Source organism: Nocardia sp. NPDC059229 (assembly GCF_042754165.1).
Taxonomy (GTDB): domain Bacteria; phylum Actinomycetota; class Actinomycetes; order Mycobacteriales; family Mycobacteriaceae; genus Nocardia.
On sequence record NZ_JBHZAK010000011.1, the window covers coordinates 219,631 to 231,797 of the forward strand.

Below are 12,167 nucleotides of genomic sequence, written 5' to 3' on the forward strand. Positions count from 1 at the left end.
CGATGCCGCAGAATGTTTGCCACTTTGTTGCTATCCGCGTAGCGGCTCACCGATCGACTCCTGGACGCCGACATCCAGCTAGATCTCGTACCGGTCGGCCTTTCGGGGCCCGCTCGGATCCTGTCAACAACGCGAGACACCACCGTAAAGAAACCGTCAGGATCAGCGACCTGACCAGCATCGGAGGTATGAAGTGGGAACCCGTACGCGCGCAGGTGCGCCCGGGCGCACACCCCCGATAGATAAAGGAGAAGCCGTGCCGCACATCGCCGTCACCCTGATGGTGATCTTCGGATTCCTCGGTTGCGCGCTGATACTGCGCGTCCTGGCCGCCGCCGAAGGCACCCGCGAATCCATCCGCACGGCACAGCAGGGCTTCCGCGCACCGCGCGCGATGATGGACGAGTGAAACGCGGCCAACTACGCATCTACCTCGGCGCGGCCCCCGGCGTGGGCAAGACCTTCTCGATGCTCGCCGAAGCGCATCGGCGGCTCGAGCGCGGGCGCGATGTGGTGGCCGCCGTCGTCGAGACCCACGGCCGCAACAAGACCGCCGAGTTGCTGGCCGGAATCGAGCGCATCCCGCCCAGGATGATCGAGTACCGGGGCACCACCATGCCCGAACTGGATGTGGACGCCGTGCTGCGGCGGCATCCGGCGGTGGTGCTGGTCGACGAGCTGGCGCACACCAATGTCCCGGGCAGCAAGCACGAGAAGCGCTGGCAGGACGTACAGGACCTGCTGAACGCGGGCATCGACGTGGTGTCGACGGTGAATGTGCAGCACCTGGAGAGCCTCAACGACGTGGTCGAGCAGATCACGGGCGTGGTGCAGCGGGAAACCGTGCCGGACTGGGTGGTTCGCTCCGCCGACCAGGTGGAGCTGGTGGACATCACGCCGGAAGCCCTGCGCCGCCGCATGTCCCACGGCAATGTCTACGCCGCCGAGAAGGTCGACGCGGCGCTGCGCAACTACTTCCGCCCGGGCAATCTGACCGCACTGCGCGAGCTGGCGCTACTGTGGCTGGCCGATCAGGTCGACGCCGCGCTCGCCAAATACCGTGCCGACCACAAGATCACCACCACCTGGGAGGCGCGCGAACGCGTCGTGGTGGCGGTGACCGGCGGCCCGGAATCGGAGACCATCGTGCGGCGCGCCAGCCGCATCGCCGCCAAGTCCAGCGCCGAGCTGATCGTGGTGCACATCGTGCGCGGTGACGGGTTGGCCGGGGTCTCGACGCAGCGGCTCAGCCGCCTGCGCGACCTGGCCACGAGTCTCGACGCCAGCCTGCACACCGTCACCGGTGAGGACGTGCCCACCGCGCTGCTGGATTTCGCGCGCCAGGTCAACGCCACCCAGCTGGTGCTGGGCACCTCCCGCCGCTCACGCTGGGCACGCATGCTCGACGAGGGTATCGGCGCCACCGTGGTGCAGGAGTCGGGCAAGATCGACGTGCACATGGTGACCCATGAGGAATCCAACAAGGGCGGCTTCCGCTGGTCCTCGCTGACCCGGCGCGAGCGCAAGGTCGGCTCCTGGTCGGCCGCGTTCATCGTGCCCTCGCTGATCTGCGCGGTCATCTACTTCTGGCTCGATCGCCTGCTGGACCTCAGCGGTGAGAGCGCCCTGTTCTTCATCGGCGTCATCGCGGTCGCGCTGCTCGGCGGTGTAGCCCCCGCGGCGCTGTCGGCGCTCCTGTCGGGCGTCCTGCTGAACTGGTTCTTCACCGAACCCCGCTACAGCCTCACCATCGACCAGCTCGACAACTTCCTCACCATCGTGGTGCTGCTGTTCGTGGCGGTCGCGGTCGCGGCGCTGGTGGATGTGGCCGCCAAGCGAACCCTGGAGGCGCGCAAGGCCTCTCGCCAGGCCGAGCTGCTGACGCTGTTCGCGGGCTCGGTGCTGCACGGCGCGGATCTCCCGGATCTGCTCGAACGCGCCCGCGAGACCTACGGCCAGGACGCCGTCAGCCTGGTCACCGACGACGAGGTAATCGCGTCGGTGGGCCAGCGGCCGCCGACGAAGGTCAGCGACGCCGAAACCGCTCTGGAGGCAGGCGATGACATGCACTGGCTGCTGTTGCGAGGACGTCCTGTGACCTCCAGGGACCGCCTGGTGCTGGGCGCGGTCGCGAATCAGGCGGCGGGACTGGTGCAACAGAAGCAGCTGCAGGAGGAGGCCAGCGCCGCGCAGGCGGTCATGGAGGCCGACAAGCTGCGCCGCGCCCTGCTCTCGGCGGTCAGCCATGATCTGCGCACCCCGCTGGCCGCGGCCAAGGCGGCGGTGTCCAGCCTGCGCAGCGACGATGTGGAGTTCTCCCCCGAGGACACCGCCGAACTGCTGGAGACCATCGAGGAATCCGTGGATCAGCTGACGGCGCTGGTCGGCAACCTGCTGGACTCCTCGCGCCTGGCGGTCGGCGTGATCAAGCCGCAGGTGCGCAAGGTCTACCTCGACGAGGTGGTGCATCATGCGCTCATGGGCATGGGCACCCGCGGCATGCGCCGCACCACCATGGACCGGGTGAAAGTGGACGTCGACACCGTCTCGGTGCGCGCCGATCCCGGTCTGCTGGAACGGGTCCTGGCCAATCTGATCGACAATGCCGCCCGCTACTCCCCCAGGGATTCGATGGTGCGGGTGGCAGCAGAGCAGGTCGGGACGCGGGTGGCCGTTACGGTGGTCGATACCGGTCCGGGCGTACCGACCGGCCTGGAGGACCAGCTGTTCGAGCCCTTCCAGCGACTCGGCGACCGCGACACCTCCACCGGCGTGGGCCTGGGCCTGTCGGTGGTGCGCGGTTTCGTGGACGCCATGGGTGGCACCGTGCACGCGGAGCCCACCCCGGGCGGCGGTTTGACCATGGTGATCGATCTGCCCGCGGGGGACGACCCCGCGAACACCGAAGAGGAGGTCGGGTGACGAACGCGGCGGCAGCGCCGATCAAAGTGCTCGTGGTCGACGACGAACCACAGATCCTGCGCGCCCTGCGCATCAATCTGTCGGTCCGCGGCTACGAGGTGACCACCGCGTCCAATGGGGCCGCGGCCCTGCGCGCGGCCGCCGAGAAGCACCCGGACGTCATAATTCTCGACCTCGGCCTGCCCGATATGGACGGCATCGAGGTGCTGGCCGGCCTGCGCGGCTGGTCCACCGCCCCGGTCATCGTGCTCTCCGCCCGCACCGACTCCTCCGACAAGGTGGAGGCCCTCGACGCCGGCGCCGACGACTACGTCACCAAGCCCTTCGGCATGGACGAACTGCTGGCCCGCCTGCGCGCCGCCGTCCGCCGCTCGGCCAGTACCGCCGACACCGCCGAGCCGGTCATCGAAACCGCCTCCTTCACCGTCGATCTCGCGGCCAAGAAGGTGACCCGCCATGGCCACGACGTGCACCTGACCCCCACCGAGTGGGGCGTGCTGGAGATGCTGGTCCGCAATCGCGGCAAGCTCGTCGGCCGCCGTGAGCTCCTGCGCGAGGTCTGGGGCCCGTCCTACGCGACCGAAACCCATTACCTGCGTGTCTATCTCGCCCAGCTGCGCCGCAAACTCGAGGACGACCCCTCCCAGCCCAAACATCTCCTCACCGAGGCGGGCATGGGCTACCGCTTCCAGTCGTAAATCCCCGGACAGCGATCAGGGAGCTCTCACCGCGCGGTATCGGACAGAATTCCGCGCTGAGAGCTCCCTGATCTGGTATGGACCCCTAGCTCGGCAGGGTCGCCGTGTGTTCGGATTTCACGGCGTCGAGTTTGCGGGGGTCCAGGCCGAGGCGGGCCAGGATGGTGGGAGCGACCTGGGTGAGGGAAACCTGGTCGGGGACATCGTGCTTCGAGATGCCCGAGCCCACGACCACCAGCGGGACGTGGCGGTCGTCGGGGCTGGTGCCACCGTGCTCGGCGATCTTGGACTTGCCGGCGGTGTAGACCGTGCCGTTGGTGCCCGCGAAGAGATCGGGCACGCGGGTGTCCTCGGCATCCGCGCCGAAGTACTTCACGGCGTCCGCGCCCGCGTACACCTGGCCGGTGTCCACGCCCGACGCGGTGAACGGCTTCGGGTTGCCGTTGATGTCGGTGCCGGTTCCGCTGGCCTCCAGCAGCTTTCGCTTCGCGAAGGCGGTGGCCTCGGGCGAACGGTCGGCCAGCCACCACAGGATGGCCGCGTCGTCGATGGAGTGCGCGATCAGCTTCGGCGTCTCGGGGTGGGTGGCCGCCCACTCCTTGTTCACCGCATCGATGATCGGCTTGTCGTCGACCCGGGTCAGCGCGTTGGGATCGATCGGCGACTGCCCGTGCTTGGCGGTCAGCACGATGGTGGTGGTGCCGGTCAGGCCCGCGCGGTCCAGGGCGGTGACGAAACGGCCGATCTGCTGGTCCACGAAATCCAGCGAAGCCGACAGCAGCGCACCGGGTTTCCCGTCGGCGGAGTAGCCCTTGGAGGCAGGCAGCTTCTGGGTGACCGACACCGCCTGGAAGTTCATGCCGAACACCGCGGGTACACCGACCTGCTGGGCGCCGGAGTGGTCCTTGCCATTGATCTCGTTGACGACCGCATCGGCCTTGTAGGTGTCGTAACGCCTGGTCTGGTCCGAATCCTTGGTCCAGGCATCACCTTTCGGCGACTTGCTGTCGATCTCCGGGGTGAACAGGTCATCGATCGAGCGGCCGCCCTTGCCGTTCATGATCTGGTACGCCGGGTGCTTGTCCGACCAGGCGGTGCGCTGCCCGGCGTCGTGCACCACCGAGAAGACAGTGTTCACCTTCAGGTAGTCGGACGGCGAAATCGGCTTGCAGGTAGCCGGATCCACCGGCAGCTTGGCCGGATCCAGCACCGAGCCCGGATCTCCGGTCATGGCCGTGATGCCGTCCGGCAGACCGGTCAGGCCCTGGCCGCCGTCGAGCTCGTCGGTGTTCTTGTCGATCTCTTCGGTCAGCGGGACCTGCGCACCCTTCTTGGCGGTGGCGCAGTCCTTGGTGCCGGCGGGGAGCAGGTCCCGGGCCCAGGTGTCGTCGTAGTAGACGCCGGTCGTCTTGGGGCTGCCGCCGGTGATCATCGCCATGGTGCCCGGGAAGGAGTCGGCCGGCGCCAGGACCTGCGCGCCGGTGTACTGCGCGCCGCGCGCGACCAGCTTGGCCAGCGCCGAATCCTGGTGCGCCGCCACATAACCGGCCAGATCCGACTGATGCATGCCGTCGATCGACAGCAGCAGCACATGCTGATCGTGCGCCGCCGAATTTCCGCTGCTCCCGCACCCGGCGGCCGCCAGCCCGAGCATCCCGCAGACCCCGGCCGCCGCCAGCCGGTAGCCCAGTCCCCGCACCTGACTCAATTCCGTCTCCTCACCTCCGGCCACCCGAACGGGTACGCCGAGATCCCGACAGAGTCGCGGGTGCGGGTAACGGCCGGGCGTCGCCGTGGTGATGGACGCGCGAACTTACCGCGTCAGGCGGAGCGGCAGCGTCTTGAGGCCGTTGTTCAGATTCGAACGGATCCGGCGGGATTCGCCGGTCTGCTCCAGTCCCGGGAAGCGGGTCAGCAGCTCCTCGAAGAACACCCGCCCCTCCAGCCGGGCCAGGTGCACGCCCAGGCAGAAGTGCTGGGCCAGCCCGAAGGACAGGTGCGGGTTGGGATTTCGGCGGATGTCGAACCGCTGTGCGTCGTCGAAGACGTCCTCGTCCCGATTGGCCGAGGTGTACCACATGGCCACCTTGTCCCCGGCCTTGATGGGCACCCCGCGGATCTCGGTGTCGGCGGTGGCGGTGCGCCGGAAGTAGTGCAGCGGGTTGGCGTATCGCAGGATCTCCTCCACCGCACCGGGAATCAGCGCCGGATCCGCGCGCAGTGCCGCGAGTTGCTCGGGATGCCGCAGCAGCAGTTCCAGACCCGAGGACAGCATGGTCTTGGTGGTGTCGTTCCCCGCGGTCACCAGCTGGGTGAAGAAGCTGCCGAACTCCAGGTCCGACATGGGTTTTCCACCGTAGGACCCGCCCAGGATGAGCGAGGTCAGATCCGCCTGCGGCGGCTCGGCCCGCCGCGCCATGGCGAACTGGATGGCGTAGATGGCCATATTGGTGAGCTCGGCCGTCACGTCGAAATCGCCGACCAGGTCCGGATCCTGCTGGCTGGTGGACTGTTCGGCCCAGCGCCGGATGCTCGGCCAGTCCGCGACCGGAATCCCGAACAGACCGCCCACCACTTGGCTGGGCAGCACGCCCGCCACGTCGTGCACGAATTCGACGTCGCCGTCGACGCTTTCGAGCAGGTTCCGGGTCAGCTCCCGGACCCGGTCCTCCAGCTCGCCGATGACCCGCGCCTTGAAGTGCTCGGCCAGCGGCCTGCGGTAGTCGGTGTGCCGCGGCGGATCCATCATGAGCAGCATGTTGCGGGTCTGCTCGAGGCGTTCGGGCGGCTGGTTCTCCAGGATCACGCCCTCCCGCTCGGCGGAGAACAGTTCCGGATTGCGGGCCACGTACGCCACATCCGCGTGTTTGAGGATCGCCCAGTAGCCGGGTTCGCCCGGCATCTCCTGCCAGTGCACCGGGTCCGTGCGCCGCAGATCGGCGAAGATCTCGTGGATCGGCCCGGACACATAGAGCTCCGGATCGTAGATGTCCATGACCGTGCCCACGGCCCACCTCGGTATTCGCTTGCGGGTATGCGTCTTTCGCTTCGGACGCTAACGCCGCGCGCGAGCAGGCGGCGCGGTTCCGCACCGCGATCCCATTCAGTGGACGCGCCGCATGCGCCCCCGATGCCGGGTACCCCGACGGTGATGAACCACCATGGAGGACATGTCTGTTGCGATCGTGTTCGACATGGACGGTGTGCTCATCGACACCGAACCCATCTGGGAAGAGGTGCGGCGCGCGTACGTCGAGGAGATGCGCGGGCGCTGGCTGCCCGACACCCAGGACCGGTTGATGGGAATGAGCACGGCCGAATGGTCGCGGTACCTGAGCGAGGAGCTGCTCGATGGCCGCCGCACACCCGACGAGGTCGCCGAGGACGTCATCACCCGGATGGCCGCCCGCTACAGCGACCACCTGCCGCTCATGCCGGACGCGGTCGACACCGTGCGCCGGCTGGCCGGTATCTACACCCTCGGGCTGGCCAGCTCGTCCCCGCGCCGGCTGATCGACGTGGTGCTCGATCACATGGGCGTCACCGACCTGTTCGCCGCCACCGTCTCGACCGAGGAGGTGGCGCGCGGCAAGCCCGCGCCCGACGGCTACCTGGAGGCCGCCGCGCGGCTGGGCATCGACCCCGACGCGTGTGTGGCCATCGAGGATTCCAGCAACGGCCTGCGCGCTGCCCACGCCGCGGGCATGACGGTGATCGCCGTTCCGCATCCCAAGTACCCGCCTGCCGTGGACGCCCTCGCGCTGGCGGCGTACGTCGCCGACAGCTTGAAAGAGGTCACCCCGGAGCTGATGGCGGAATTCCGCTGACGACCTCGGCGTTCCCACGAGCGGCAACCAGATGGTTGTCCCGGGTGACCCAATGGGAGGATCTTCCTTATGTCCGAACAGACCGCCGCACCGCAGACCGCCACCACCGACCCGGCCGCCGAGCCGGTCAAGCTGTGGGCCGAACGCACCGGCACCCGCGCCTACACCGGCCGCAACAACCGCGGTGGTGAGGTGCTCATCGCGTCCGCGGGCGTGCCCGGCGCGTTCACCCCGGGTGAGCTGCTGAAGATCGCGCTGGCGGGCTGCACCGGCCTGAGCGCCGACTTCACCCTCGCGCGCCGGCTGGGCGAGTCGTTCGACGCCACCGTGCACGTCTCCGGCGACGCCGACCGCGAGAACGAGGTGTACCCGGAGCTCAACGAGGAGTTCGAGCTCGACCTCAGCGAACTCGACGCCGAAACCCGCGAGCGCCTGCTGGTCGCCGCGCAGCGCGCCGTCGACAAGGTTTGCACGGTCGGCCGCACCCTCGAGGCGGGCACCACCGTCAACCTGACATTCCGCGTCGACGAATGAGCGGTGAACCGGTCCGGCTCAGCGCCTGGGTCCACGGCCTGGTCCAGGGAGTCGGCTTCCGCTGGTGGACGCGCTCGCGCGCCCTGGAACTGGGCCTGACCGGCTATGCCCGCAATCAGCGCGACGGCCGCGTGCACGTCGTGGCCGAAGGGCCCCGCGATCGCTGCGAAACCCTGCTCGACCTGCTACGTTCCGGTACTACACCGGGTCGGGTAAACCTGGTGGTGGAAGACTGGAGTGCCGCCGCGGGCGACATGACAGGATTCGAAGAACGCTAGCGAGCGGCGAGCCCACGGAGTCGACCAATGTCCACAGACCGTCCCGGTAGTCCGGAAAACCCGGACCGCCCCACCCCCGACCCCGCACACCCCGCCGAATCCCATACCGCCCCAGCCGATCCCGCCCACCCGGGCCACGAGCACTACCCGCTACCCAGCGATCCGGACGCCGAGACCGCCACGCCCATCGGCCGTACCGACCCGACCGTCCGATTCACACCGGAGACCGCGCGAGGTTCGGACTCCGCACCTGGTTCGACCGGAGTACCCGCACCAGGTCAACCACGCGGCCAGGAGCCAACTCTCGCGCTGCCCGCCGAATCCAGTGCAGAAGATGCGGGCGGCAAGTCCGAACAATCCGGCGCGCCGGGCCCTGGCCGTCCGGGCGGCTACGAACCGACGCTCGCGCTGCCGAACGAATCCGGCTCCGGCGAATCTCAGAGCGGCGCGGGCGGTTTCGGCGAGCCCGGTGCGGATCGACCGGCCGGGCATCAGCCGACGCTGCCGATGCCGGCGGATTTCGGGGCGGAGCACGGCGGCGAACAGCACGGGCCGCATCATCTCGCGGGGGAATTCCATGGTGGGCCAGGAGCTTTCGGGCGGCCGGGGGCCGGTGGCCCGACCGCCGCGCCGGGGCCGCTGCTGGGCAACGCCGGATTCGTCCTGCCCGGGCCGGTGCTGGAGCCGGCGGAACCGGCCTTGCCGGCGACGGTGGACGAGCCGGCCGCGCCGCCGCGACGTGGCAGCATCACCACGCAGGAGGCGGGGATCACCCAGCCGCGGCCGCCCACGGTCGCGGAGGCGCGGGCGCGGGAGAAGGCCCGGAAGCGGGCCGAGGCGCAGGAGCGGGCCGAGGCGGAGGCCGCGGAAGCCAAGCAGCGCAAGAAGAAGCGACTACTCATCGGCGGTGCCGCCGTGGTGGGGATCGCGGCGCTGGTCGGTGGCGGATATCTGGTGGCGTCGGCGTGGAACGGACCCGAGGTGACCGCCTATTGCACGGTGGTGGCGAACAAGGGTGAGACCGTGCCCACCGGGCAGGGGCAGAGTGTCACTGCGACACAGGACAATCAGGAGATCGTCGTTCCGGACAACTACTGCTCGGATGCGACGGACCACGGGGACGGCGGGATTCACCCGGGCTTCTTCTTCCTGGCGGGGCACTCGTATCGCTACTACTACGGCGGCACCGGCACCATCGGGCACGCGCCGAGCGGCGGTAGCACGTCGGCGCCCAGCGGTTCGACGGTGAAGACCAAGAGCGGCAGCACGATTCAACGCGGCGGACTCGGCGCGAAGATCCACGGTGGAGGTTCCTAGTGCGGCGGGTACGCAGCACTCCGCGGCCGGGCTGGCAGCGGATCATCGAGAGTCAGGGTCTGGTCTACGGCTCGCCGGGGCAATACCCGAACGGGCAACTCCGGCCCTACTGGGACGAGTCGGTGCACTACGAGTTCGACATGGACGAGATCCTGGCCATGGAGGCGCAGGTCGAGGTGCTGCACTCCATGTGCCTGCACGCCGTCGAACAGGTGGTGCTGACCGAGCGATTCGCCGATTTCGGTCTGCCGCAATGGAGTTGGGAACCCATCACCAAGTCCTGGCACCGCTCCGACCCGCACATCTACGGCCGCTTCGACATGCGCTACGACGGCCGCGGCCCGGCGAAACTGCTGGAGTACAACGCCGATACGCCCACCTCCCTGCTGGAGGCGGCAATCGTGCAGTGGCACTGGCTCACCGACACCCACCCGGACGACGACCAGTGGAATTCGCTGCACGAGAAGCTGGTCGAGCGCTGGGGTGAGATGCGCGAGACGCTGCCGGGCTCGCAGCTGCACTTCAGCTGGTCGGGCGCGGACTCCTCCGGCGAGGACAATGTCACCACCGCCTACATGCAGGAGACCGCCGCCGAGGCCGGATTCGACACCGTCGCCCTGCCCATCGAGGACGTCGGATTCGACACGGAGCTGCACCGTTTCGTGGATCTGGCCGAGGCTCCCATCGAGGCCATCTTCAAGCTCTACCCGTGGGAATGGGCCCTCGACGACGATTTCGGCCGCCGGGTGGTGGAGTCCCTGCCGGAAACCATGTGGATCGAACCGCTCTGGAAGTCCCTGCTGTCCAACAAGGCGATCCTGGCGGTGCTGTGGGAAATGTACCCCGGCCACCCCAACCTGCTGCCCGCCTACCTCGACGACCCGCACGAGCTGACCGAGTACATCCGCAAGCCGAAGCTGGGCCGCGAGGGCGCGAACATGACCATCGTCGGGGCGGGCATGGAAACCGCCACCGGCGGCGTCTACGGCGCCGAGGGGTACGTCTACCAAATGCTGGACCCGCTCCCCGAATTCGACGGCATGCGACCGGTGCTGGGTGCTTGGATCGTGGGCGACACCTCCGCGGGACTGGGTATCCGGGAGACCGTCGGCCTCATCACCGACGACAGCTCCACCTTCGTCCCGCACCGCATACCGCAGTAGCCACCACACACCGCAGTAGCCACCGCCCGATTCACCCCGACCCGGAGGATCCCGATGACCACCGCTCTCGCACTCGAAGCCGGGTACTGGCACTCCCTGGGCCGCGGCGTCGGCGCGATCCTGTGCTACGCCCTGCTGGGCCTGGTGCTGCTGCTCATCGGCTTCCAGGCCGTGGACTGGACCACCCCGGGTCCATTGCGCGCCATGGTGGCGCGCGGGCTGCCGAACGCCGTGATCGTCAGCTCCGCGGCCATGCTCAGCACGGCGTTCATCGTGGTGCTGGCCATCTACGCGCAGGCGGGCAAGCTGGCCGAGGGCCTGATCGCCACCACGATCTACGGACTGGTCGGCATCGTGGCCCAGGTGATCGCGATGCGCAGCCTGGAATTCGTGCTCGGCATCGATATCGGTACGGTGCTGAAGAATCCGGAGTTCAGCACCGAGTCCGTGGTGGTGTCCGCCGCGCACATCGCCATCGGCCTGGTGGTGGCGGTCGCGATCCTCTGAGGCCCGGCTAGCTGTACTGCGGCAGCTGGTCCGCGGCGCGCCCGGCCGCCGCCCGCAGCCACGTGGCCAGCCAGATCGTGCCGGCGCCCACGAACACATGGCCCACCCGCACGATCGGCGCGGGCAGTAGGAACGTCAGCGACAGCGCCGTCAGTCCGGCGGCGTAGCACCCGACAGCGAAGGGCGGGACCACGCGCACAAGCCACAGTGCCGCCGAGAACAGCCAGGTCCCGAGCAGGGTGAGCGCCGCTGTGGCGAGAAACGCCCAGCGCGCGGGCCCGTCGAGCAGGTGGCCGACCACCGCCGGATCCAGGTGCACCAGGACGAAGTTCATGGTGAACGCGATGCCCGCGAAGTATCCGAAGCTCAGGAAGTGCACCGCGAACGCCCACCCGCCGAACCGCCCCATCCGCTCGTACTGCGCCAGGTAGAGCCCCGCCGCGAACGCGATCCCGAACGGCACCGCCCCGCCGTTGAGCACCTCGGTGACCGGAAACTTCTGCCCGGCAATGGTTTCCAGGACACCAGCGAGTGCGGTGGCCGCACCACACACCACACCGGCGCTGTTCGCGGTGGCGGCGGCTGCCGACGTTTCGGGCAATGCCAAGGTCTTGTTCGTGCTGTTGCCGTTCGAAGCCTTTGTGACGCTGGGCCGCCGAGCCGCGATCGGGGTGGCGGCGACGATCCTCGGCGTGGTGGCCACCGCCGTCGCGCTGCACGCAGACGACCGCACCGGCACCGCGCGGCCGGCCGAGCTCGTGATGTTCTCGATCGGGGGCGCATCCAACCGGGAGATCGCTCGCGCCCTGTATGTCAGCGAGGGCACGGTGAAGAACCACGTCTCGAACATCCTGACGCGGCTGGGCGTCCGGGATCGGACCCAGGCCGCGATCTACGCGCTCGACCACGACCTGGCATAGC

At 68.7% G+C, this 12,167-nt stretch carries 13 protein-coding genes; 10 read left to right on the top strand and 3 right to left on the bottom strand.

The genetic code is table 11. From position 1 onward, the window contains the following. Positions 1-256 precede the first annotated feature (256 nt). From ACFXHE_RS25115 to ACFXHE_RS25125, 3 genes are read left to right on the top strand one after another with little or no spacing between them, the layout of a single operon-like run. Entirely contained in the window at positions 257-409 is a 153-nt protein-coding gene (locus ACFXHE_RS25115) for a hypothetical protein (protein WP_379386754.1), read from the top strand. Beyond that, positions 406-2,922 (top strand): ATP-binding protein, encoded by a 2,517-nt coding sequence (locus ACFXHE_RS25120; protein ID WP_379386756.1) that lies wholly within the window; start codon positions 406-408, stop codon positions 2,920-2,922. Before ACFXHE_RS25115 ends, ACFXHE_RS25120 begins: the two co-directional genes overlap by 4 nt. Then, positions 2,919-3,620: a response regulator gene (locus ACFXHE_RS25125; RefSeq protein WP_354837780.1), complete on the top strand. Its 702-nt coding sequence runs from the start codon at positions 2,919-2,921 to the stop codon at positions 3,618-3,620. Before ACFXHE_RS25120 ends, ACFXHE_RS25125 begins: the two co-directional genes overlap by 4 nt. 85 nt (positions 3,621-3,705) lie before the next feature. Here the strand turns inward: ACFXHE_RS25125 and ACFXHE_RS25130 are convergent, their stop codons facing one another. Both ACFXHE_RS25130 and ACFXHE_RS25135 read right to left on the bottom strand, forming a co-directional pair. Continuing rightward, entirely contained in the window at positions 3,706-5,319 is a 1,614-nt protein-coding gene (locus ACFXHE_RS25130) for an alkaline phosphatase family protein (RefSeq protein WP_379386897.1), read from the bottom strand. Between the two features lie 114 nt (positions 5,320-5,433). Continuing rightward, positions 5,434-6,627, bottom strand: a complete 1,194-nt coding sequence (locus tag ACFXHE_RS25135; protein ID WP_379386758.1) for a cytochrome P450 — start codon at positions 6,625-6,627, stop codon at positions 5,434-5,436. Positions 6,628-6,790: 163 nt separating this feature from the next. On the opposite strand from ACFXHE_RS25135, the gene ACFXHE_RS25140 reads away from it, so the two are divergent. The 6 genes from ACFXHE_RS25140 (at position 6,791) to ACFXHE_RS25165 (ending at position 11,246) form a co-directional block, all read left to right on the top strand. Beyond that, positions 6,791-7,447 (top strand): HAD family hydrolase, encoded by a 657-nt coding sequence (locus tag ACFXHE_RS25140; protein ID WP_379386760.1) that lies wholly within the window; start codon positions 6,791-6,793, stop codon positions 7,445-7,447. 69 nt (positions 7,448-7,516) lie between these two features. Continuing rightward, complete coding sequence (locus ACFXHE_RS25145; protein ID WP_379386762.1) at positions 7,517-7,981, top strand: OsmC family protein; 465 nt, start codon at positions 7,517-7,519, stop codon at positions 7,979-7,981. Continuing rightward, entirely contained in the window at positions 7,978-8,259 is a 282-nt protein-coding gene (locus tag ACFXHE_RS25150; RefSeq protein ID WP_379386764.1) for an acylphosphatase, read from the top strand. Before ACFXHE_RS25145 ends, ACFXHE_RS25150 begins: the two co-directional genes overlap by 4 nt. Positions 8,260-8,286: 27 nt before the next feature. Beyond that, positions 8,287-9,576 (top strand): hypothetical protein, encoded by a 1,290-nt coding sequence (locus ACFXHE_RS25155; RefSeq protein ID WP_379386766.1) that lies wholly within the window; start codon positions 8,287-8,289, stop codon positions 9,574-9,576. Beyond that, positions 9,576-10,739 (top strand): glutathionylspermidine synthase family protein, encoded by a 1,164-nt coding sequence (locus ACFXHE_RS25160; RefSeq protein WP_379386768.1) that lies wholly within the window; start codon positions 9,576-9,578, stop codon positions 10,737-10,739. Before ACFXHE_RS25155 ends, ACFXHE_RS25160 begins: the two co-directional genes overlap by 1 nt. A 54-nt stretch (positions 10,740-10,793) precedes the next feature. Further along, positions 10,794-11,246 carry a DUF350 domain-containing protein gene (locus ACFXHE_RS25165; protein ID WP_379386770.1) on the top strand — a complete coding sequence of 151 codons (453 nt, stop codon included), beginning with the start codon at positions 10,794-10,796 and terminating at the stop codon, positions 11,244-11,246. Between the two features lie 7 nt (positions 11,247-11,253). Here ACFXHE_RS25165 and ACFXHE_RS25170 read toward each other — a convergent pair whose 3' ends face one another. Continuing rightward, positions 11,254-11,853 carry a hypothetical protein gene (locus tag ACFXHE_RS25170; RefSeq protein ID WP_379386772.1) on the bottom strand — a complete coding sequence of 200 codons (600 nt, stop codon included), beginning with the start codon at positions 11,851-11,853 and terminating at the stop codon, positions 11,254-11,256. A gap of 10 nt (positions 11,854-11,863) precedes the next feature. On the opposite strand from ACFXHE_RS25170, the gene ACFXHE_RS25175 reads away from it, so the two are divergent. Continuing rightward, entirely contained in the window at positions 11,864-12,166 is a 303-nt protein-coding gene (locus ACFXHE_RS25175) for a LuxR C-terminal-related transcriptional regulator (RefSeq protein ID WP_379386773.1), read from the top strand. Position 12,167: the final 1 nt, after the last annotated feature.

Coding starts and splice junctions, on each gene's coding strand:
- ACFXHE_RS25140 (WP_379386760.1), top strand. CDS start 6,791: ATGTCTGTTGCGATCGTGTTCGACATGGACGGTGTGCTCATCGACACC.
- ACFXHE_RS25155 (WP_379386766.1), top strand. CDS start 8,287: ATGTCCACAGACCGTCCCGGTAGTCCGGAAAACCCGGACCGCCCCACC.
- ACFXHE_RS25165 (WP_379386770.1), top strand. CDS start 10,794: ATGACCACCGCTCTCGCACTCGAAGCCGGGTACTGGCACTCCCTGGGC.
- ACFXHE_RS25150 (WP_379386764.1), top strand. CDS start 7,978: ATGAGCGGTGAACCGGTCCGGCTCAGCGCCTGGGTCCACGGCCTGGTC.
- ACFXHE_RS25145 (WP_379386762.1), top strand. CDS start 7,517: ATGTCCGAACAGACCGCCGCACCGCAGACCGCCACCACCGACCCGGCC.